We start from the raw sequence: 20792 nt of genomic DNA on the forward strand, positions 1-20792 counted from the left end.
CAATCAGGCACTTCAAGTCGCCTAGGTATATCGAAGGAAACCATCATGCTCGAACTGGAACCGCTCTGCTTTTCTTCTGAATGCCCGAGCCGGGCCTTGTTCGATCAGATTGCTGACAAGTGGTCGATGATGGTGCTTGCCGTGCTCGATGACGGACCGCAGCGCTTCAACGCCATTCGCCGTCGGCTGCAAGGCGTCACGCAAAAGGCCCTCACTCAGTGCCTCCGTCGCCTCGAACGCAACGGCCTGATAGCGAGAGAGGTGATTTCACTCTCGCCGGTCGCAGTTCAGTATCAGGTGACGCCGCTGGGCCGAACGTTACGGGAGCCACTCCAGGAACTTCACAAATGGACACTGGTAAAACTGCCGGAGGTCACCGCGGCAAGAGAGGCTTTCGACAGCATAGATGGCGGACAGAAGGGCGCGGACAGAGCGCTAATCCAGTTACGCCTTTAACGCGACGAGATCGACTGCAGGAGGTCCGATACTGGCTCGCGGCGGTTCGGGAAAGAGAACTCGGAACAGGTATACCGTGCCCTACCAGGGCTACTTTAAGTGCCTGATTGACGCCAAGTTTACAAAAGATACTTATGGCTCCATCAACAATGATGGAGCTTTCTCATGCGTAACAATCTTAAATTCTATATCGACGGAACCTGGGTACAGCCCAAAAGCACAGCCGTAATCGATGTTATCAACCCCGCGGACGAAACCGTCGTTGGTCAAGTCGCGCTGGGCGATGCGAGTGACGTGGACGATGCGGTTTCAGCCGCGCGAAAGGCATTTGAAACGTATTCGCTCACCTCGATTAAGGAGCGAATTTCGCTCTTCGACCGGATTATAGCTGCCTACGACAAGCGAGCGAACGACCTTGCCCTAGCGGTAACTGATGAAATGGGCGCGCCGCAATGGCTTTCAGAGCAATTGCAGGTGACCGTCGGCGTTGCCCATTTCAAGATTGCACGAGCAGCGCTTGCGACCTACCGTTTTGATGAGCCGCTTGGCACAAGCGAAGTCGTGCGCGAGCCGATCGGCGTTTGCGCGCTGATAACGCCATGGAATTGGCCCTTGATGCTGATGGCCGCAAAGGTGGCACCAGCACTTGCTGCGGGTTGCACCGTGGTGTTGAAACCGTCTGAAATCGCGCCGTTCTCAGGTACGATCCTTGCCGAGATCCTCCATGACGCCGGAGTACCCAAGGGCGTGTTCAACCTTGTTCATGGGAATGGCCGCGTTGTCGGCAATGCTTTGACGAGCCATCCCGACGTCGACCTTGTATCTTTCACCGGCTCAACTGCGGCTGGGATCGAGGTGGCTCGCACCGGTGCCCTCACAGTCAAAAGGGTGCATCAGGAACTGGGGGGAAAGTCACCCAACATCGTTCTGCGTAGCGCGGACCTCGCTTCTGCTGTCGAAGGGGGCGTGGCGCAGATGATGCTGAACAGCGGGCAGAACTGCAGCGCACCGTCTCGGATGCTGGTCCACGTCGATCAGGTTGCCGAAGCAATCAGCTATGCCAAGGCGGCCGCCGAAACGTGGTCGGTCGGCCATCCTGCTTCGAATGCAAAGATGGGACCGGTGGCCTCGGAAGCGCAATGGAACAAAATCCAGCGTCTGATCCAGTCGGGTCTCGATGAAGGCGCCACGCTTGTGACTGGAGGGCTCGGCCGTCCCGACGGACTTAATGCTGGCTTCTACGTCCGGCCTACGATCTTTGCCGATGTGCGCAACGACATGACGATCGCGCGCGAAGAAATCTTCGGACCAGTCCTGGTCATCATCGCCTATTCCGACGAAGAGGAAGCGGTGAGGATCGCCAACGACACGACCTACGGGCTTGCCGCCTATGTGCAGGGTGAGCGGGTTGCGGCCGAAGCTGTCGCGCGTCGCCTACGTGCCGGCCAAGTCTACCTGAACAATGTTAATCTTGATCTGGCTGCGCCCTTCGGGGGCTACAAGCAGTCCGGCAACGGACGTGAATGGGGTCCGATGGCGATCGCTGAATTCCTTGAGACCAAGGCCATCATCGGTTTCCGTGAGGCAGCCTAACAGCCTAATCTGATTATGGATGCCCGGAACTCGATTGATCCGGGCATTCTGCTGTTTCTTCCCACCGCCGGCGGAGGAACCGTGATCTGTCAGTACTTTTCGAAAGCGCGATGCTTTCTTGCAGCCCCCGCTGTTCTCGATCCTTCACCCCGGCGCGGAAGAAAATAGAAGGCGGCGCCGGCAGATGGAGCGTCCTGCCGCTTTCAGATCAGTATAGTTATTTATGGAACTTTCCGTCAGCCGTACAGCGGTCACTGGCACGGATAGCAACCACTCTCATCGTGTCGATACCATTGATCATCCCTAGGTGTTGGGGATGCTGTAAGCGACTGAAGGGATCGTTCGGGGTGGTAGATTTCCATGTCGAAGACGCATCGCACGCTGTCAGATTGGAAACTGACCGGCCCAGATTTCGGGAGTGTGGAGCGGCAACCGATACCAAATTCTATGGCCCCAGAATTCTTTTCATGGTGGCTCGCTGCATCGAACGCGGCGTCAGGCGATTTGAAAACGCAACGACGTTGTTCATGAACCCGGCGATCGCGGACGCTTTCCCCTGTGATAGCGCTCGCAGACCGCGTTGGGCGACGGGACGGGGTTTCATCGTCAGAAGGCGCAGCATGGGCGAGACAGGAGCGCCGGCCGCTGCATCGAAACCCGTTTCGGTGTGCCCTGGGCAAAGACTGGTGACGACCACACCTTGCGGATGAAGTTCGTCATGCAGTGCTTCTCCAAAGGCCAGCACAAAAGACTTCGTCGCCGCGTAAGCAGCAAAGGTGGGAACGGGCTGAAACGCCAAGAGACTCGCAATAAGAAGGATCTGGCCGGATCCCCGGGCTGCCATGTCACGCCCGAAAGCATAGCTCAGCTCGGTAAGCGCCGTGATGTTGAGCTGAATCATATCGGTGGTGCGCTCGATCGGCGTTTGCAGAAATGCGCCGTGCAAGCCGTACCCAGCATTGTTCACCAGGATGTCGATCTGTATCGACCTTTCGTCCAAGCTGCTTTTTAAACGGGCAGCAGCACCGGGCGCGGCAAGGTCGATTGGCTCAACAACGATATCGACGGCATGTTTTCGGCGAAGTGCGGCGGCGAGCTTTTCCATTGGCTCCCGTCGCCGGGCTGCGAGCACGAGATTGACCTTCTGCGCCGCCAGCAGTTCAGCAAATTCGAGGCCAAGGCCGCTTGATGCGCCTGTGATCAGGGCACGTTTTCCGGAGGAGCCATCTAACTTTTCAACAACGGAGATTTGTGTTCCCGTTTCAGCAGTGTGTTGCATTTGTTTTCCTGTCAATTAACTGGAGGGAAATATGGCGCCGCTCCGTCCGCATGAACCGGCGCAGGTTGCTGCGTAAATAATCGATCCCCCAGACAAGTCCGCCGATCTCCATGACCGGCCGTCTCGTGCCGGGAACGATGGCCGAAGTCGGAATCGACGGCCGCCTCGATGGCCTCGCGACGGCTGATCAGCGCCTTTCTCAGTTTAGCGAGATCGGATCGACGACGGGCGAGTGACGGAGAACCGTCGCGCAGAATGCGGCGCGCTGTGCCTCGAGAAGCGCCGTGAGCCGCGCGGCATCGGCAATTCTTGGGATGGCATTCATGATCGAATCCATGTCTAGGATGGTTCTCTTCACGTACCGATTGCTTTCAGAATACAGTGGATCTGATCACGCAGACCTTCTTCGGTATCTTCGCCGTCTCGGACCCCCTGCTCTATAAGAACAGGGTGGTAGAATGGCATGAGGGCGTTCATCAGAGATCGGGCGGCTTTCACCGCATCAACACGAAACGCGCCTTTGTCGATCCCCTCATTTACGATCGTCTCGATGATCGCGACGAGATGCTTATTATGCGCACCGATGATCGCCCAGTTCTGTGCCGTTGCGGCGACAACCAGATCATGGACCGGCTTCTCGTGGAGGAAGGTGTTTTTCCGTTCCTTGTGAAGCTGATCGAAAAGTTCTACGAGCTTCTCGTGAGCCGGCCCCTCCATCTGTGCAATCGAATCTGCGGACTGCATTGTTCGTCCGATGATGCGACCGCAAATCGCCGTGTTGATCGCCGCCCTTGAAGGAAAAAAGCGATATATGTTGGCGCTGCTCATCCCGAGGTGGGATGCTATGTCGGCTACCGATGTCTTTTGGTAACCGATGCGGCGAAAGTGCTCTTCCGCCACATCGAGGATGCGCTCCCGCCAGAGATCGTTGTGAGTTTCTGTACGGGTGCGGGGGGCTCGTCGTCCTGGGCACAAGATTCCCTACTCCGCAGCCAGTGCTATCGGCGGTTCGAGACGCTCGATCGTTTCTCCGTGGCCGTCTTCTTTCGCTGGCTTGATCCGGAACCACACAGCGTACAGTGCCGGAAGAAAGAGCAAGATCATGACTGTGCCTGCCGCCGTTCCGCCAATCAGTGTGTAGGCCATCGATCCCCAGAACACCGAATGGGTCAAAGGTATGAAGGCCAGGACCGCTGCAAGCGCGGTCAAGATCACAGGGCGTGTCCGCTGCACAGTCGCTTCAATCACAGCGTGATAGTCATCAAGACCAGCAGCCTGGTTTTCCTTGATTTGCTCTGTCAGGATCAGCGTGTTGCGCATGAGGATCCCCGCTAATCCTATCAATCCGAGAATGGCATTAAAGCCGAAGGGCTGATTGAACAGAAGCAGCGCCGGAACCACCCCGGCAAGCCCGAGGGGTGCGGTCAACATAACCATGGTCATCGTTGACAGGCTGCGAACCTGGAGGATGATGACGATCAACATGGCCGCAATCATAACGGGGAAAACCTGGACGAGCGCGACGTTGGCCTTGAGGGATTCTTCGATATTTCCACCCATCTCGATGCGATATCCGACAGGGAGCGATGCGATCAGCGGCTGAAGTGCCTTCATGACCTGCTGTGAAACCTCGGGGGGTTGCGTCGCCTCGTTGATATCGGATCGTATCGTGATAACCGGCGTTCGATCACGACGTTTCAGGATCGGTTCCTCAAACCGGATCTCGGAATGGCCGATCTGATCAAGCGGAACCTGACGGCCATTCCTGCTCATCAGTGAAAAGTCGGCAAGCCGTGATGGATCGAGGCGGTTCTCGCCTGCGCTTCGTGCGACAACAGGCACGTTACGGATGTTGTCGCGCACCTGGGTGACAGGGATGCCGCTCAGCAGCAACTGCATCTGCTGGGCTGCCTCCGCCGGCGAAAGGCCGATCAGATTAAGCCGATCCTGATCGGGGATAAACCGGAGCACCGGGGTTCGGTTGCCCCAATCCCTGTTGGCCTGCCGGACATCAGGTACACCTTTCATAATTGCCAGGGCCTGCTCAGAAATCTTGTAGAGTTCGTCCGGATCGGGTCCCATGATCCGAAACTCGACCGGAAACGGCGTATACGGACCAAATACAAGCTGCGTTACGCGCACGGATGCCTCAGGAACTAGCCCGTCCGACACGGCAGCTCGAAGGCGATGCTTCAACGCCTCGCGAGCGTGAGCATCCGGAGTGAGCACAACGACCTTAGCGAAGGCTGGGTCGGGCAATTCGGGCGCCATGGCAAAGAAGAAGCGGGGCGCGCCCTGCCCTATATAGCTGGTGACGATTTTTGCCTCGGGCTGGTTTTGCAACCAGCTTTCAACTTTCTCGACCGCCCCTGTCGTTGTCTCGATGCTCGTGCCTTCAGGCATGCGTACCTCGACGAGAACCTCCGGGCGATCCGACGTCGGGAAGAATTGCTGTTTCACGCCTCCCATCCCGACGACAGAAACGGCCATGACGATCCCCACCACACCGCACGTCACGAACTTATGCCGAACGGCAAACTCGATGAGCGAGCGCAGACGACGGTAGTTAGGAGTATCATAGATTGCGTGATGTCCACCTTCGACCGGCTTGATGTCAGGCAGCATCTTGACGCCGAGGTAAGGCGTAAAGACCACTGCAACAACCCACGAAACGATCAGTGCAAAGCCCACGACCCAGAAGATGTTGCCGGCGTATTCACCTGCAGTTGATCTTGCGAAGCCAACGGGCATCAGTCCGATGATTGTGACAAGGGTGCCGGATAGCATCGGCGCCGCGGTATGACTCCAGGCGTAAGCGGCCGCCTTGATGCGATCCATACCCTCTTCCATCTTCACGACCATCACCTCAATGGCAATGATGGCATCGTCCACAAGAAGCCCCAGCGCAAGGATCAACGCTCCGAGCGTGATACGATCGAAGAACCGGCCGGTTTCGAGCATAATGAGAAAGACGACGGCCAGGGTGAGCGGGACAGCAAGCGCGACAACAATGCCTACGCGCCAGCCGAGGCTGACCAAGCTCACGAACAGCACGACACCAAGCGCCATTGCGAACTTGAGCATGAACTCGCCGACCGCCTCATCGATATTGACGGCCTGGTCGCTGACTTTGGCAAGCGTCATGCCGAGCGGCAGTGTCTGCGCGATAGCAGCGGATCGGGCTTCAAGCGCTTTGCCGAGCTCAAGACCATTCCAGCCCTGTTGCATCACTGCGCCCAGCATAATTGCTGGCTCGCCCTCATGGCGGATGATGTAGGTCGCGGGATCCTCATACCCGCGCCGAATATCAGCCAAGTCGGAAAGTTTGAGAGTGCGTCCAGCTGCAACGATCGGCGTATCGGCAATCGCCTGAACACTGTTATATGCGCCGTCGAAACGGATAAAGACCTGCGGGCCACGCGTGTCGATCGAGCCGGCGGGCGTGACTGTGTTCTGTCTTTGCAAAGCTGCGGCGATATCCTGTGCCGATATCCCAAGTGTTGCGAGCTTGGCATAGGAAAATTCGACGAAGATCTGTTCGGGCCGCTCCCCGAGGATGTTGATTTTCTTGACGCCCGGAACATGCAGGAGATCCTGACGGATGACCTCTGCCTGCCGAACAAGGTCACGCATCGGCATCCCCCTCGCCTTCAGTGCGTAAAGGCCGAAGCTCACATCGGAATATTCATCGTTAACAAAGGGACCAATGACGCCTGGAGGAAGATTTCTGGCTTCGTCGCCAAGCTTCTTGCGAGCCTGATAGAACTCTTCCTCGACCGCACCGGGTGGCGTACTATCCTTCAATGTGACGGTCAGAAAGGCGTAGCCTGGTCGTGTCGTTGTCTCGACACGGTCGTAATATGTCAGTTCCTGGATGCGCTTTTCCAGTGGCTCGGCGACAAGATCCTGCATTTCACGCGCAGTGGCACCCGGCCAAACTGAAGTAACCGTCAAAGTCTTGATGGTGAAGGAGGGATCCTCGGCGCGTCCTAGCTTGACGAACGCGTAAACCCCCGCCGCGGCCAACAGAACGATAAAGAACAAGGTAACGGCGCGTTCGCGAACCGCGATGCCAGAGAGATTGAAGCTCATTGCTTTGTCACCTCTTGCTGCACGCCCGTCCTGACGGCCGCGCCATTTTCCAGCAGATGCGCGCCCAGAGCGACAACCTGCTCACCGATTCCGATCCCGGTGACAAATGCTGTCTCCTCACCGATACGTTTGATGTCGACTGGCGTAAAATTCACAGTGGAAGTGGCTTCGTTAACAACCCAAACACCTGTCCGGCTGCCGTCGTCCAGGATGGCACCTACCGGAACAGTGACCTCCGACTGCCTGCCCGCATCCAGGATCTTGATCGTGACAGTCGAGCCAAGCGGTGCAGAGGCGGCGGCGCCATCGAGAACATAACGCGCCTCGTAGGTCCGGGTTTGCGGATCGGCTGAATCGGAAATCTGTCGCAGGCTAGCTTTTCCGCTTAGACTCTCCCCTCCGTAGACACTGGCATCCGCTTCCGACCCTATCTCCGGCCGCAGGGTCTCAGGTAGCCAGACAACGGCTTCACGCGGCCCAGCCTGCGCGAGTTGGACGACCGTCTGGCCCGCTGCCACGACCTGCCCTGGGTCTCCAAGGGTATCGACGACCGTTCCATCCGAATCTGCAAGAAGGACGGCATAGGTGGCTGCGTTTTCCGCTACCTCGGCGTCAGCTTCAGCTGCGGCAAGCTGTGCAGAGGCCGTGTCGAGAGCCGCCTTCGCTTGTTCATAGCGCTGTGGAGTAGCAGCCAATCCATTTTTCACCAGCGCCGCATAGCGTTTCTCATCTGCTTCTGCCTGGATCAGGACAGCACGTGCTGCGATGACCGTATTGCGCTTCGCTGTCAGGGCGAGTTGGAGATCGGTCTCATCGATGCGCATTAGGGCCTGACCTTGTCTCACCTGCTGACCTACATCCACCAGCCGCTGGACAATCTTACCTGGGACCCGAAATCCGAGGTTGCTCTGTATCCGGGAAGCGACCGTGCCGGTAAAGGAACGTTCCGCTGTTTCCGCCTTCTTCGCCTCTGCCACCCTCACCAGTGGTGGAGCTGTCCTCGGATCTGCAGCCTCGGCTTCGTGTTTGGGTGTTTCGAATACGAGGACAAAGGCAGCAGCCCCCGCCGCTGCCACGAGCCCCACCAAAGCCAGGACATGTTTGCGATTCATTTTACATTCTCTTCTTGACGAGCGATCCTGAGGAATTAGATTGCGATCTAACTCTATTTACACTATAGATGTCAATCGAAATCTAAGCGGAGATCAACATGAGAGTAAGCCGCGCACAGGCCGAGGAGAATCGGGACACCGTGATCAACGTCGCAAGCCGTCTTTTTCGAGAACACGGCTTCGACGGGATTGGCCTAAAGGATCTGATGAAGGGTGCTGGCCTCACGCAAGGCGGATTTTACAAGCAGTTCTCGTCCAAGGACGACCTTGCTGCCCTAGCATCCAGGCGTGCGATGGAAAGCGCCACACGCAGATGGTCGACAGCGGCCGCGACCAGCTCCAATCCCCTCGAAGCAGTCATGGAGTTCTATCTCTCACCGGGACATCTTGGAGAAAGAGCCGACGGTTGCCCTTTGGCGGCCTTGGGATCGGACGCTGCGCGGCAAAGTGAAGAGGTCAGGCGTCCATTTGAAGATGGGATCCGAGCTCACTTTGAGGTCCTGGATGAGCTGATGGATGACACCAAGAGCCCGAGCTCCAGTCCAAGCCGCAATGCGATGGTGATACTCTCCCTTATGGTGGGTGCCGTCACGCTCTCGCGGATTCTCGAAGACGAGAATTTGTCGCAAAGCATTCTGGACGCAGCCGCGGCCCAAGTCAGGCGTCTTGCAAGTGGTGAAGGTGTCGCCTGAAGCGATCGCTGTCGCCTAAAGGCTGCCGCTAGATTCGATTATCTGGTGCAGGTTACGGGACCGCGTTGATACGCCGCCCGGATGTGCGGGCGAAACGCGCTCTTTGTATGCGCAAACTGCATGTTGCGGGCACTGGTCGCAATGCCGGTCGGTACGCTTAGATCGTGCCAATTTTTAATGAGAAGACAGGCGGAGAACGTATGCGCCGTATCGTTATCACAGGAATGGGAGCTGTAAGCCCCCTTGGAGCTAATGTCGGAATCTCCTGGTCGCGCCTCCTCGCGGGTCGGAGCGGTATTCGGCGACTGGGGGACGATGTCGTCGGAGACCTGCCGTCGAAAGTGGGCGGAGTCGTCCCCTCGATCGCCGAAGACCCTGAAGGCGGATTCGATCCGGATACTGCCATGGCTCCAAAGGATCAACGCAAGGTCGACCGATTCATCCTCTTCGCGCTGGCGGCTGCTGAAGAGGCGCTTGCTCAAGCGAAGTGGAAGCCGCTTTCGAATGATGACCGACTGCGAACCGCGACCATCGTCGCTTCCGGTATCGGCGGCTTTCCGGCAATCACCGAGGCGGTTCGCACGGTCGATCAACGCGGCGTCCGTCGTCTTTCGCCCTTCACCATACCGTCGTTTCTCGTCAACCTAGCAGCGGGACAAGTTTCGATCCGCTTCGGTTTCAAAGGTCCGCTCGGCGCACCCGTGACGGCGTGCGCGGCCGGTGTTCAGGCGATCGGCGATGCGGCGAGACTTATCCGTGCAAACGAGGCAGATATTGCGGTATGCGGCGGAACGGAAGCCTGCATGAATATCGTCAGTCTCGGCGGTTTCGCCGCGGCTCGGTCTCTTTCGACTGGCTTCAACGAAACGCCAAGCCGGGCCTCGCGCCCCTTCGACATGATGCGTGACGGCTTTGTCATGGGCGAAGGCGCTGGAATCCTGGTCATCGAAGCCCTGAGCCATGCGCTTGCTCGCGGCGCCACCCCGATTGCCGAACTCGTCGGATACGGTACAACGGCCGACGCCCACCACATTACCTCCGGTCCCGAAGACGGGAATGGTGCACGCAGAGCCATGGAAATCGCCATTGCGCAAGCTGGGATAGCCCCGCATGAAATCGGTCACCTGAATGCGCACGCGACCTCCACGCCGGTCGGTGATCTCGGTGAAATCAGGGCCATCAAGAGTGTTTTCGGTTCCGGCAATACCGTCGCTGTCAGCGGAACGAAATCAGCAACGGGACACCTGCTCGGCGCGGCCGGAGGGCTGGAAGCCATCTTCACGATTTTGGCGCTCAGCAACCAGATAGCACCACCGACCTTGAACCTGAAAGCTCCGGATCCGGAAGCCGACGGTATCGATTTCGTCGCGAACAACGCGCGACGGGTCGCGACGGAATACGCAATATCCAATGGCTTCGGCTTCGGCGGGGTCAATGCCAGCGCACTGTTCCGACGCTGGACAGAAGGCAGCCCCGGCCGCTCACCCGCCGTTAGCTGACGCGAATTCTCGTCCCCACAAGAATATCAGACTGTCTCGTTGCCCAGGAGGTGGACCCGCTATGAGGCCAACAATGCCGCAAAACATCGTTGCGCTAAAGCCAAAGATCACAGTCATTGGCGTCGGCGGTGGCGGCGGAAATGCTGTGAACAACATGATCGCGCAGAAGCTCGAGGCGCAGAATTCGTTGTCGCAAACACCGATGCACAGGCTCTTTCCATGTCAAAAGCGTCGCGGCTTAGCCAGCTCGGTCTCACCGTAACCGGAGGGGCTGGGCTGGTTCGCTTTCTGAAATCGGACATGCAGCGGCCGAGGAAACGATTGATGAGATCATGAGCCATCTGGCCGGGACACACATGCGTTTCGTGACTGCGGGCATGGGAGGCGGCACTGGAACTGGGGCCGTACCCGTCATCGCTCGCGCCGCCCGCCAGGCGGGGATACTAACGGGCGCTGTTTGTTACCACGCCATTTGCATTCGAGGGCACGCATCGAATGCGAGTGGCCCAGCAAGGCATTGAGCATCTCAGCGAGAGCGCTGGCCCAGTCATTGTCATTCCCAATCAGAATCTAATTCCGTGTGGCCGATGTGAAGGCAACGTTCGCAGATGCCTTCGAAATGGCAGATCGGATACTTTATGCAGGCGTAGGCTCCGTTATCGATCTGATTGTCAAAGAAGGACTGATCAATCTCGATTTTGCCGACGTAAAGTCAGTGATGCGCGACATGGGGTCGAGCGATGATGGGCAGCGGCGAAGCGATGGGTGAAGGCCGTGCCAGAGCCGCTGCGGAAGCAGCGATTGCGAACCCCTCTTCGATGCCTCGTAAGGTTCTGTGGTTTGTTGTCGTTCAAGGCAAGGATGCATTGCGGCCAAACAATCGGAAAGGTGCGCAGTCCGAGCCGTGCGTCGAAGACAATAGAAGAGGCGTTCGAGCGAAACTAGTTTCTCTCGAATATGATGTGAACCTGTGGTTGCACCAGAGCCGTCAACGCGTTGCGCGTGCAGCTACATAATGTGGGCGAGCGCAATCGCGTCAGCTACCTCCTCGCAGCGCTCATCCAACATCGACGTTGCCACGCGAATGTTATTGCTATGAGCAACGCAGAATTTGCTTCCTGAGTTGACTGCAATGTTTCGGGCAGCGAGCGTAACCATTGCAAAGGGTTCAGAAACAACTGGCACCCACAAAGACAACCCTTCCCCATCTTCGATGGTGAGGCCGCGCACTCGCAAGGCGCTAGCGAGCATATCGCGTCGTTTTTTATAGGTAGCCCGGGCAGATGCGATATTTTCCCAAGTTCCCGGTTGGCGCAACAACCATGCGCCGGCGGCTTGAAGAACGCGGCTGGTCCAGGCTGCACTAAAACTGCGATAAGATTGAATCTGTTCAACGACTGCCGACGTGCTCGACAATACGGCTAAGCGAAGGTCGGGACCGAGCGTTTTAGAGAACGAGATGATGTGAATAACCCGGTCGGGAAACTGGGTGCCAAGCGAATGACGCTCAACCCCGGAAATATCGGAGATGCCATCATCCTCAATTATCAGGGTGTCGCTGTTGCGTAGTACTTCGGCTAGTTCGCCTAGGCGTTGCGCCGTCACTGTCCGGCCGGTCACCGAATGCAGCCGCGGCTGGAAGAGGAAAACGACCGGTTTGTAGCGCATGGCATCCTGTAGCGATGAGGGCAGCGGCCCGTACTCGTCACATTTCACAGGTAGGATGCGTGCGCCCTGATGCTCAAGGATATCGAGGAGGCGCATCGCCGTCGGTTCTTCGATAGCGACAGGCGCACCGGGCGTCACCAGTGCATGAATAGCGGTATACACAGCGTTATAACCGCCGTTGGTCGCCAGCAATGCCTCCGGTTCATACGGCCATGTCTTGCGAAGTTCGGCCTCCAGTTCCGGCAGAATACGGCTGCGCTCGTAGCTGTTGAGGTTCTCCGCGGAAGCGCCATACGCCAGCGCCTTCTCTAAAGGCGGCAGCAGCCTTGGGTCAGGAACGGCCATCGTCAGGTCGAGCACATCGGCACCGTAGTGGCCGGAACTTGCCAGGCGCTCTGGCTTTGCGATGAAGCGGTCGCCGCTCACCCAGGTGCCGTTTCGTCCCCTGCCTGTAATGATCTTTTGCCGTCTAAGCTCGCTCCAGGCCTCCGAAATCGTCGCCGGGCTGACACCGAGCGAAAAAGCGAGATCACGGATTGGAGGCAACTTGGCGCCGACCGGAAGCGCCCCTGCCCTGATCAAGGCACTGGTTTCTAATGCGATTCCGCGAATTGTTCGATCGCTTAATTTTTCGGCAAACCAGATCGAATCGTAGGCGTCGCTCATTTTCTCACCAGATTAAATGTTCAATAACGTAATAACATTTGATCATTACGAAGTGAACATTTTAATCTCCCTTCGTAAGCATTTCCTGACATGAGTATCCAGAATGACACTGAGCCTTCGAATTGCACTGCGTGACTGGGATTACATGACCCCGCTGATTCTCGGCGATGTCGCTTCCGACAAGCTCGACATACAGGTGGACCGGATCGGAACGCTTGTCTCCCATCTCGGCAAAAGCCCCGACCATGAGGCTGCCGAGATTTCATTCAGCCGCTATACCCAGCTTCGTCATGACGGCGATGACAGTGTCGTTGGCATTCCCAACTTCATCATGCGCGGCTTCCGCCATCGCTGCATCATGACTACCCGGGACAGCGACATCACGACTCTTGGCCAGCTGGCCGGCAAACGCATCGGAGTCACCGGATGGCGCGACAGCGGCAACACCTGGACGCGTGCGGCCATCCGCCGCGAAGGCGTCGAGGTCAAGGACGCGATGTGGTATGCCGGCCGCCTGACGGAGGCACACCCAGTCACCGATCGCCTCGACGGCTTTGGCCAGCCCGGCCTAATCGAAGCCTGCCCCGGCGAACGCCCGATGGTAGACCTTCTGCGCGAAGGCGGACTGGATGCGATCTTTACGCCCTTCATGCCTGATGGCTATTTCGAGCCGGGCTCGCCGTTCCGTCAGGTGCTGGCTGATTTCCGCGAAGAAGAGCGCCAGTATTTCGATGATGTGGGATATGTTCCGGGCATGCATCTGATCGGCATCAAGGCCGAGATCGTTGCCGAGAACCCGTGGGTGATTGCCGAAGTGAGCCGGCTCGTCGACGAATCGCAGCGCATGTGGACCGCCAAGCGCCGCAAGTACGCTGAAACCACGCCGTGGATGTTCGAAGAGGTACTGAAAACGTCGCGCGAGCTGCCCAAGGGCTGGGATGCCAGCGGATTTACCGCCAACCGCAAGATGATCGACGATTTCGCCAGTGAGCTGCATGCCCAGGGCATCATGAAGCGCCACATGACGCCGGAAGAGCTTTTCGCATTCGATACGGATGGCAGCCGGATCTGACCGGCAGTCGCAACCTTAATCTCTCGAGAAACGTAGCTTAGTAAAACAAGGGGAATGAACATGTCGCATAAGAAACTCATCGCTCTCGCCCTCGCCGGCGCAGCACTTGCTAGCGTCGCCAAGGCGCAGGACGCATCCATCAAGCTGGACGTCAACAAGGAGCTGCACGATCGCCTGCCGGACGACATCAAGTCGGCCGGCAAAATGATCTCCGTCAATAACGGCTCGTTCCCTCCCTACGAGATCGTCACCGGCACCGTCATGACCGGCGCCAGCGCCGACCTGACGGACGCAATCGGACAGGTGCTCGGCGTCAAGATCGACCATGCGACAGTTGGCGGGCTGCCGGCGCTGCTGGCCGGCGTCAACTCGGGCCGTTACCAGTTCGCCTTCGGTCCGGTCGGCGACTACAAGGATCGCGAAACGGCAAGCGACTTCGTCGACTGGGTGCAGGAATTCGTCGTCTTCGCCACCCTGAAGGGCAACCCGAAGGGCATCACCTCGCTGGACAAGGCCTGCGGCCAGCGCATCTCGGTTATGGCCGGCGGATCCGCCGAACGGGTGATCAAGGTACAGTCGGACAAGTGCAAGGCCGAAGGCAAGGAACCGGTGGAAGTGCAGTCCTATACCGATCAGCCGGCATCCATCCTGGCCGTCCGCTCTAAGCGCGCCGACGCATTCTTCTCTTCGCAGGCACCGCTGACCTATTTCGTCAGCCAGGCGAACGGCCAGCTGGAACTGAACGGCGTCGGGCAAAAGAACGGTTTTGACGACATTTTCCAGGGTGCCGTCGTTCCAAAGGGTTCGCCGCTCGGCCCGCTGTTCATCGACGCAATTAAGGTTCTCATGGACAACGGTACCTATGCCGCGATCATGAAGAAGTGGGGCCTTGAGAACAACATGATCAAGCAGCCCGGCCTCAACCTCGGTGGACAGCTTCCCAAATGAGCGCGAACACTACGACACATGCGGCGCCTTCGGGCGCCGAGGACTTCCGCGATGTGGCGACGGCCCACACGCCTTTCCGGAGCGGCCCTCTTGCTCTCCGGATCGTGATTGCGCTGGTCGTCGTCGACTTCGGCTGGATCATCGCCGCTAACGAAAACTTCGGCTGGCCGGTTGTTGCCCAGTATTTCTTCGATCCGACGGTCTTGAACGGTCTTTACGTCAGCCTTGGCCTCACCGTGATCGCCATGATCCTCGGCGTCGCGCTCGGCCTCGTGATCGCGATTGCACGCATGTCGTCCGACAAGCTAGCACGCTCGTTCGCGTCACTGTTCATCTGGTTCTTCCGCGGCACACCGCTCCTAGTCCAGCTGATCTTCTGGTACAACATGTCGACGTTGTTTCCGACGATATCGATTTCCCTTCCCTTCGGCCCGACGCTCATCAGCTGGGATACCAATTCTGTCATCACGCCGCTGACCGCGGCGATCGTCGGCCTCGCACTCAACGAGGCGGCCTATATGGCGGAAATCATCCGCGGCGGCCTTCTGTCGGTTGACCGCGGTCAGACCGAAACGGCGGAAGCCTTCGGCATGACCAAGGCGCGAGCCCTATGGCGGATCATTATTCCGCAGGCGATGCGTTCGATCGTACCACCGACCGGCAATCAGCTGATCAGCATGATCAAGGCGACCTCGATCGTCAGCGTCATCGCCATGGCCGACCTGCTTTATTCGGTTCAGTCGATCTATAACCGCACGTTCGAGATCATCCCAATGCTGCTGGTCGCGGTCATCTGGTACCTACTCATCACCTCGGTGCTGAATATCGGCCAGAGCTATATCGAAGCCTATTACGGCCGCAGCGACCGCCGCAATGGCGCCACGCCCAAGCCCGCCGCCGTCATGGAGGAGGCAAGCCATTGACCATCGTCGATACCGCCAAGCCCCTCGTCCAGGCTCGTAATGTCCACAAGTCCTTCGACCAGCTCGAAGTGTTGAAGGGCATCGACCTCGACATCATGCCGGGGGAAGTCGTGGCCATTCTGGGGCCGTCCGGCTCGGGCAAATCCACCTTTCTACGCTGTATCAATCACCTCGAAGATATCCAGAAGGGATATATCGAGGTTGATGGCGAACAGATCGGTTACCGGGTGAAGAACGACCATCTGGAAAAGCTGTCGCCCACCGGCATTGCCAGGCAGCGCCGCAAGATCGGCATGGTGTTCCAGCAGTTCAACCTCTACCCGCACATGACCGTGCTGCAGAACGTCATCGAAGCGCCAGTCGGCGTCCATCGTGAAAGCCGAAAGGATGCGATCGAGAACGCCAAGCGCCTTTTGGAACGCGTCGGTCTGTCGGAGAAGGCCAATGCCTATCCGCGGCAGCTCTCCGGCGGCCAGCAGCAGCGCGTGGCGATTGCCCGCGCACTGGCGATCAAGCCGAAGCTGATGCTGTTCGACGAGCCGACCTCGGCACTCGATCCGGAATTGGTCGGCGAAGTGTTGGCGACGATGCGGGATCTGGCAAAGCAGGGTCTCACCATGATCGTCGTCACCCACGAGATCAGTTTTGCCCGTGAAGCGGCCGACCGGGTGGTGTTCATGGACGGCGGCGTGGTCGTCGAACAGGGCAAGCCCGAGGATGTGATCGGCAATCCGCAGCATCCGCGCACGCAGGCTTTTCTGTCGCGCTTTCTTTAAAAATCTCCCCGCCTAGCCCCGGCCCCAAAGGCCGGGGCCTTTTGTTTGAATTTTGCTAAGTCTGGAACTCCGATGCCCTCGCAAGACAATCTCTACGCCCGCGTATCCGATTTCGATGCCATGGAAGCCGAGCTGAAGGCGACCCGCCATCACCTGCACGCCAACCCGGAGCTTTCCTTCGAGGAAACCGAGACTGCCCGGTACGTAGCCGATAAGCTGGAAGCCTGGGGATATGCTGTCACCCGCAATGTCGGCGGCCATGGCGTCGTGGCGACGCTGAAGAACGGCACCGGCACCAAGAGCATCGGTATCCGTGCCGACATGGATGCATTGCCGATCGAGGAAGAGACGGGTGTCGCCTATGCCAGCACCATACCAGGCAAGATGCATGCCTGCGGCCACGACGGCCACACCACGGTTCTTCTCGGTGCAGCCGAATATCTGGCGCGGACAAGACGCTTCAACGGCACAGTGACGTTGATCTTCCAGCCGGCCGAAGAGGCCGGGCAGAACAGTGGCGCGCAACGGATGATCGCCGACGGCCTATTCGAGCGTTTCCCGATCGACGCGATCTTCGGCCTACACAACCACCCCGGCATGCCGGCCGGCGCACTGCTCATCCGATCCGGTCCGGTGATGGCGGCCGGCGATACGGTAAAGATCACCATTGTCGGCAAGGGCGGCCATGCGTCGCGACCGCATCTCACAGTTGATCCGGTTTTGGTCGCCTGCAACCTCGTCGTCACGCTGCAGTCGATCGTCTCGCGCAATGTCGATCCAACCCAGACGGCCGTCGTCACCGTCAGCACGATCCATGCCGGCGAAGCGTCGAACGTCATTCCGAACACGGCAAAGATCTCGATGAGCGTCCGCTCATTCGACCCGGCGATCCGCACCTTCCTCGAGGAGCGCATCCGCACGCTGGCGGCAAGCGTTGCCGAGGGCCATGGTGCAAGAGCCGAGATCGACTATGAGCATGGCTATCCAGTCGTTGTGAATTCGGAAAGGGAAACGGCATTCGCTCGCGAAGTGGCCGAGGAACTGATTGGCGCTGAAAATGTCTTCACATGCCCTCTCCTGCCCGGCAGCGAAGACTTCGCCTATTTCCTTGAGCGTAGGCCCGGTAGTTTCCTCCGTCTCGGCAACGGCAAGGACTCGCCGATCCTGCATTCGTCGAAATACGATTTCAATGACGGCAGCCTGACGACCGGCGCGGCCATTTGGGCGCGTCTGGCCGAGCGTTATCTTGACGCTTAGAGCTTGTAGTCGGGTTGAGTTCTCGGGCCAGAGCTCGACCGCCAATTGAAGCGATGACATCGTTCATCGACAGACACCGGGGGTTGTTCAGGGTCGAGCCGATCCGCTGCGATTTCCCCCGTCAAGTCGCGAAGCTCCTGGACGTCGACCGCCTGTCGGTCCGCGCCCGCAACGGATATCGAAGATCAAGATATGCGGTGGCTACGATGCGAAGTTCCGCGTCCATGGCAACAAAAAAGTCTCGCGGCAATTGAAGCGGGGAAGCTTCGACGTTGCCCGATTCACATGGGATCGATGAGAAGGCAGTCCGGGCGCGCTCCCGCTTCCAAGTGTGCCCCACGAAATTCCGAAACGCAAACCGGCATACCGCGCCATGGTTCAATCCCTGCTGCCAACGCGGATGGCGCCCAGAGCTGTTCTTGTTCCGTGCCCAACATGATCCTGATGACAGGAGCCCACAGCTGCTGTCCGCCTAGCGGCGATTTGCAGCAGTCTTGCGAAGATGATCTCTTATCACCGCGCGAAACTCGCCCAACGTTTGAAACCCAATGTGCTGTGCAAATCGGTGCACCGTCGTTTGAGAAACCTTACAATTGCGTGCAATCGCAGCAGCACTTTCGAAAGCAATCATTTCCGGCCGTTCTATGATCTGTCTCGCGACCTGCTCGAGACTATTGGGAAAGACGATCTGCCGCTTGGCGATCAGGTACTTCAATTCCTGCAGTGTCGCGGGAGGATGGTGGTTTCTTTCCTGTGGCATTGCGCTTCGCCTTCCAAAGAACCGTCTTCCGGAAAGCGCGGTGCGATCCGGACGCATATCGCGGGGCGGCACGTGAGCCCGGTGGCGATGCGGCAACGTCAGGACTTGGCCGCACCGCATCGAGGCTTGTTAACCGAGCTGCACCGGCCTGCCCGTCTGCCAGCTCACGGTGGCGGCCTCCGCCAGTTTCTGCGCCTGGAGGCCATCAAGTCCGCCGGGCTTCGGTGAACGATTGCCGCTGTCGATCGCATCGATGAAGGCATTGATCTCGTTGGCGTAGGCCTGGGCGTAGCGTTCGAGGAAGAAATATTGAACGGGGTCGCCGCTGACACCATTCGCATTGGAAAGCTCGACGCTGGTTGCGTGGATATTCCTCGCTGCTAGCATGCCCGCAGCTCCATGGACTTCGATGCGCTGGTCGTAGCCGTAAGTCGCCCGGCGAGAATTGGTGATGACCGCAATGCGTCCGGAAGCCGTCTGCATCTGCACGGCGGCGGTGTCCACATCGCCCTCCGCTCCGATCGCCTTGTCGACGAGCGACGATCCAAGTGCATTCACGACGACGAATTCCTCCCCGATGAGGAAGCGGGCCATATCGAAGTCATGGATCATCATGTCGCGGAACAGCCCGCCGGAGGACTTGACGTAGTCGGCCGGCGGCGGCGCGGGATCTCGGCTGGTGATCGTCACGATCTCGATATCGCCGATGTCGCCGCGGCGCAGACGTGCTTCCACACTGGCGAAGTTGGGGTCAAACCGGCGATTGAAGCCGATCATCAAGGTCGACCTGTTCTTCTCGACGATGTCGAGGCAGGCATTGATGCGCTCGACCGACAGGGACACCGGCTTTTCGCAGAGGATAGCCTTGCCGGCCTTCGCGGCCGCCTCGATGAGATCGGCGTGGCTGGGGGTCGGTGTCGCGATGAGGATCGCATCGACACTTGAGGACTTGATGACATCTGCCGCTTCGGCAACCTCGGCGCCCGTCTGCGCGGCAAGCGCCTCAGCCGATGCCTTGAAGGCATCCGCCACATAGACGAGCTTCGCCTTCGGGTTCGCCGCAATAGTCGCGGCATGTACCTTGCCTATCCGGCCGGCGCCGATCACTCCAAACCTGATCATTGATATTTCTCCATGACGTGTAAGCGTTGACTATCGAAATCTTCAAACGGTGAAGGCGTTGCGGAAACGGGCAAGCGCCGTCTCATCATCGCCGGAGGCCCAGGCCTCCATGCCGATCGTCCCGCGATAGCCCATATTCTTGAGAGCACGGGCGATTGCCTTGTAGTTTATTTCTCCGGTGCCCGGCTCCATGCGACCGGGAACGTCCGCCACCTGTATTTCGCCGATATGGGGCAGAGCGCGCCGGCACAGCTCGATCAGGTTTCCTTCGCCGATCTGGGCGTGGTAGAGGTCGAGATTGAGCTTCAGCGCCGGTCGGTTCACCGACGAAACGAGCGCGAGCGTATCTTCGGCTTTGGCAAACGGTGTCTTGGGGTGATCGACTGCTTCATTGAGGTTTTCGAGCACGAAGGTGACGCCCTCTTTCTCGCCGAGGTCGGCGATGCGGTTAAGCGTGTCGCGCGCCTTGAGCCACATGGCGCCCGTCACTTTGTCGGCGTTGACCACCGGCAGGCCCTGGCCGTCGAGACCGGTTCCGTGCAGGTTGAGGCGCGGGCAATTGAGCTCCCTTGCGACCGGGATCGATTGCTTCGCAGTTCGCAGCAATTCGTCGGCGCCCTCGTCATCGGCGAGCGTGCCGGTCACATAGCCCGTCATCGACGAGAAGGCTGCTCCTGATCTTGCAAGGGTAGCGATGTCATGTTTCGTCCAGTCCCAGATCTCGGCTTGAAAGCCGAGTTCGGTAATGCGCTTGAGCCTGTCGACGACAGGAAGCGACTTAAAGACCATCTCGGCGCAGACCGCGAGCGTGAAGGGGGATGAGGCATTCGACGAGCCGTCGTTCATAACAGTATTCCATGGTTGATTGAGTGAGAGG

At 58.5% G+C, this 20792-nt stretch carries 18 protein-coding genes and 2 pseudogenes; 10 read left to right on the top strand and 10 right to left on the bottom strand.

The window, feature by feature from the left end; genetic code table 11:
- The first annotated feature begins 45 nt into the window (after positions 1-45).
- Together PMI09_RS24320 and PMI09_RS24325 are read left to right on the top strand one after the other, a co-directional pair.
- Positions 46-456, top strand: a complete 411-nt coding sequence (locus tag PMI09_RS24320; protein WP_007800703.1) for a winged helix-turn-helix transcriptional regulator — start codon at positions 46-48, stop codon at positions 454-456.
- 165 nt (positions 457-621) lie between these two features.
- The gene (locus PMI09_RS24325; RefSeq protein WP_007800705.1) at positions 622-2049 is read left to right on the top strand and encodes an aldehyde dehydrogenase family protein; all 1428 of its coding nucleotides are present in this window, start codon (positions 622-624) and stop codon (positions 2047-2049) included.
- A gap of 445 nt (positions 2050-2494) precedes the next feature.
- Here PMI09_RS24325 and PMI09_RS24330 read toward each other — a convergent pair whose 3' ends face one another.
- From PMI09_RS24330 to PMI09_RS24345, 6 genes and pseudogenes are all read right to left on the bottom strand, one after another.
- Positions 2495-3328: an SDR family NAD(P)-dependent oxidoreductase gene (locus tag PMI09_RS24330; RefSeq protein ID WP_007800707.1), complete on the bottom strand. Its 834-nt coding sequence runs from the start codon at positions 3326-3328 to the stop codon at positions 2495-2497.
- A gap of 199 nt (positions 3329-3527) precedes the next feature.
- Positions 3528-3653, bottom strand: a complete 126-nt coding sequence (locus PMI09_RS32560) for a hypothetical protein (protein ID WP_007800709.1) — start codon at positions 3651-3653, stop codon at positions 3528-3530.
- A gap of 29 nt (positions 3654-3682) precedes the next feature.
- A complete protein-coding gene (locus PMI09_RS32365) occupies positions 3683-4072 on the bottom strand; it encodes a TetR/AcrR family transcriptional regulator (RefSeq protein ID WP_244423819.1) in 390 nt (129 codons plus the stop codon).
- 48 nt (positions 4073-4120) lie between these two features.
- A pseudogene (locus PMI09_RS32565) lies at positions 4121-4228 on the bottom strand (TetR/AcrR family transcriptional regulator); the annotation flags it as partial.
- An 81-nt stretch (positions 4229-4309) separates the two neighbouring features.
- Positions 4310-7420 carry an efflux RND transporter permease subunit gene (locus tag PMI09_RS24340; protein ID WP_007800712.1) on the bottom strand — a complete coding sequence of 1037 codons (3111 nt, stop codon included), beginning with the start codon at positions 7418-7420 and terminating at the stop codon, positions 4310-4312.
- Positions 7417-8532 carry an efflux RND transporter periplasmic adaptor subunit gene (locus PMI09_RS24345; RefSeq protein WP_007800714.1) on the bottom strand — a complete coding sequence of 372 codons (1116 nt, stop codon included), beginning with the start codon at positions 8530-8532 and terminating at the stop codon, positions 7417-7419. Before PMI09_RS24345 ends, PMI09_RS24340 begins: the two co-directional genes overlap by 4 nt.
- 98 nt (positions 8533-8630) lie before the next feature.
- On the opposite strand from PMI09_RS24345, the gene PMI09_RS24350 reads away from it, so the two are divergent.
- From PMI09_RS24350 to PMI09_RS24360, 3 genes and pseudogenes are all read left to right on the top strand, one after another.
- Entirely contained in the window at positions 8631-9224 is a 594-nt protein-coding gene (locus tag PMI09_RS24350) for a TetR/AcrR family transcriptional regulator (protein ID WP_007800716.1), read from the top strand.
- Positions 9225-9424: 200 nt separating this feature from the next.
- Positions 9425-10723: a beta-ketoacyl-ACP synthase II gene (fabF, locus tag PMI09_RS24355; protein ID WP_007800719.1), complete on the top strand. Its 1299-nt coding sequence runs from the start codon at positions 9425-9427 to the stop codon at positions 10721-10723.
- Between the two features lie 73 nt (positions 10724-10796).
- Positions 10797-11535, top strand: a pseudogene (locus tag PMI09_RS24360) (cell division protein FtsZ); the annotation flags it as partial.
- Between the two features lie 196 nt (positions 11536-11731).
- On the opposite strand, the gene PMI09_RS24365 reads toward PMI09_RS24360, so the two are convergent.
- On the bottom strand, positions 11732-13057 hold the full coding sequence (locus PMI09_RS24365) for an aminotransferase-like domain-containing protein (RefSeq protein ID WP_007800722.1): 1326 nt from the start codon (positions 13055-13057) through the stop codon (positions 11732-11734).
- 103 nt (positions 13058-13160) lie between these two features.
- On the opposite strand from PMI09_RS24365, the gene PMI09_RS24370 reads away from it, so the two are divergent.
- The 5 genes from PMI09_RS24370 (at position 13161) to PMI09_RS24390 (ending at position 18033) form a co-directional block, all read left to right on the top strand.
- Positions 13161-14129 carry a hypothetical protein gene (locus tag PMI09_RS24370; protein WP_007800724.1) on the top strand — a complete coding sequence of 323 codons (969 nt, stop codon included), beginning with the start codon at positions 13161-13163 and terminating at the stop codon, positions 14127-14129.
- Between the two features lie 60 nt (positions 14130-14189).
- On the top strand, positions 14190-15077 hold the full coding sequence (locus PMI09_RS24375; RefSeq protein ID WP_007800726.1) for an ABC transporter substrate-binding protein: 888 nt from the start codon (positions 14190-14192) through the stop codon (positions 15075-15077).
- Positions 15074-16000 (top strand): amino acid ABC transporter permease, encoded by a 927-nt coding sequence (locus PMI09_RS24380; protein WP_007800728.1) that lies wholly within the window; start codon positions 15074-15076, stop codon positions 15998-16000. The genes PMI09_RS24375 and PMI09_RS24380 overlap by 4 nt, the downstream gene beginning before the upstream one ends.
- A complete protein-coding gene (locus PMI09_RS24385; RefSeq protein ID WP_007800729.1) occupies positions 15997-16776 on the top strand; it encodes an amino acid ABC transporter ATP-binding protein in 780 nt (259 codons plus the stop codon). The genes PMI09_RS24380 and PMI09_RS24385 overlap by 4 nt, the downstream gene beginning before the upstream one ends.
- Before the next feature lie 72 nt (positions 16777-16848).
- Positions 16849-18033: a M20 aminoacylase family protein gene (locus tag PMI09_RS24390; RefSeq protein WP_007800731.1), complete on the top strand. Its 1185-nt coding sequence runs from the start codon at positions 16849-16851 to the stop codon at positions 18031-18033.
- 472 nt (positions 18034-18505) lie between these two features.
- Here PMI09_RS24390 and PMI09_RS24395 read toward each other — a convergent pair whose 3' ends face one another.
- The 3 genes from PMI09_RS24395 to PMI09_RS24405 all read right to left on the bottom strand — a co-directional run bounded on the left by PMI09_RS24395 (position 18506) and on the right by PMI09_RS24405 (position 20761).
- Positions 18506-18793 (bottom strand): MurR/RpiR family transcriptional regulator, encoded by a 288-nt coding sequence (locus tag PMI09_RS24395; RefSeq protein WP_007800733.1) that lies wholly within the window; start codon positions 18791-18793, stop codon positions 18506-18508.
- A 129-nt stretch (positions 18794-18922) separates the two neighbouring features.
- Positions 18923-19915, bottom strand: coding sequence for an inositol 2-dehydrogenase (iolG, locus tag PMI09_RS24400; RefSeq protein WP_007800735.1), 993 nt, complete (start codon positions 19913-19915; stop codon positions 18923-18925).
- Positions 19916-19957: 42 nt separating this feature from the next.
- The gene (locus PMI09_RS24405) at positions 19958-20761 is read right to left on the bottom strand and encodes a TIM barrel protein (protein ID WP_007800737.1); all 804 of its coding nucleotides are present in this window, start codon (positions 20759-20761) and stop codon (positions 19958-19960) included.
- Positions 20762-20792: the final 31 nt, after the last annotated feature.

Origin of the sequence: Rhizobium sp. CF122, assembly GCF_000282035.1 — a bacterium.
Classification (GTDB): Bacteria; Pseudomonadota; Alphaproteobacteria; order Rhizobiales; family Rhizobiaceae; genus Rhizobium.

Excerpts from the sequence above, each read along its gene's own strand:
- PMI09_RS24320 (WP_007800703.1), top strand. The coding sequence starts at position 46 with ATGCTCGAACTGGAACCGCTCTGCTTTTCTTCTGAATGCCCGAGCCGG.
- PMI09_RS24325 (WP_007800705.1), top strand. The coding sequence starts at position 622 with ATGCGTAACAATCTTAAATTCTATATCGACGGAACCTGGGTACAGCCC.
- PMI09_RS24330 (WP_007800707.1), bottom strand. The coding sequence starts at position 3,328 with ATGCAACACACTGCTGAAACGGGAACACAAATCTCCGTTGTTGAAAAG.
- PMI09_RS32560 (WP_007800709.1), bottom strand. The coding sequence starts at position 3,653 with ATGAATGCCATCCCAAGAATTGCCGATGCCGCGCGGCTCACGGCGCTT.
- PMI09_RS32365 (WP_244423819.1), bottom strand. The coding sequence starts at position 4,072 with ATGCAGTCCGCAGATTCGATTGCACAGATGGAGGGGCCGGCTCACGAG.
- PMI09_RS24340 (WP_007800712.1), bottom strand. The coding sequence starts at position 7,420 with ATGAGCTTCAATCTCTCTGGCATCGCGGTTCGCGAACGCGCCGTTACC.
- PMI09_RS24345 (WP_007800714.1), bottom strand. The coding sequence starts at position 8,532 with ATGAATCGCAAACATGTCCTGGCTTTGGTGGGGCTCGTGGCAGCGGCG.
- PMI09_RS24350 (WP_007800716.1), top strand. The coding sequence starts at position 8,631 with ATGAGAGTAAGCCGCGCACAGGCCGAGGAGAATCGGGACACCGTGATC.
- fabF (WP_007800719.1), top strand. The coding sequence starts at position 9,425 with ATGCGCCGTATCGTTATCACAGGAATGGGAGCTGTAAGCCCCCTTGGA.
- PMI09_RS24365 (WP_007800722.1), bottom strand. The coding sequence starts at position 13,057 with ATGAGCGACGCCTACGATTCGATCTGGTTTGCCGAAAAATTAAGCGAT.
- PMI09_RS24370 (WP_007800724.1), top strand. The coding sequence starts at position 13,161 with ATGACACTGAGCCTTCGAATTGCACTGCGTGACTGGGATTACATGACC.
- PMI09_RS24375 (WP_007800726.1), top strand. The coding sequence starts at position 14,190 with ATGTCGCATAAGAAACTCATCGCTCTCGCCCTCGCCGGCGCAGCACTT.
- PMI09_RS24380 (WP_007800728.1), top strand. The coding sequence starts at position 15,074 with ATGAGCGCGAACACTACGACACATGCGGCGCCTTCGGGCGCCGAGGAC.
- PMI09_RS24390 (WP_007800731.1), top strand. The coding sequence starts at position 16,849 with ATGCCCTCGCAAGACAATCTCTACGCCCGCGTATCCGATTTCGATGCC.
- PMI09_RS24395 (WP_007800733.1), bottom strand. The coding sequence starts at position 18,793 with ATGCCACAGGAAAGAAACCACCATCCTCCCGCGACACTGCAGGAATTG.
- iolG (WP_007800735.1), bottom strand. The coding sequence starts at position 19,915 with ATGATCAGGTTTGGAGTGATCGGCGCCGGCCGGATAGGCAAGGTACAT.
- PMI09_RS24405 (WP_007800737.1), bottom strand. The coding sequence starts at position 20,761 with ATGAACGACGGCTCGTCGAATGCCTCATCCCCCTTCACGCTCGCGGTC.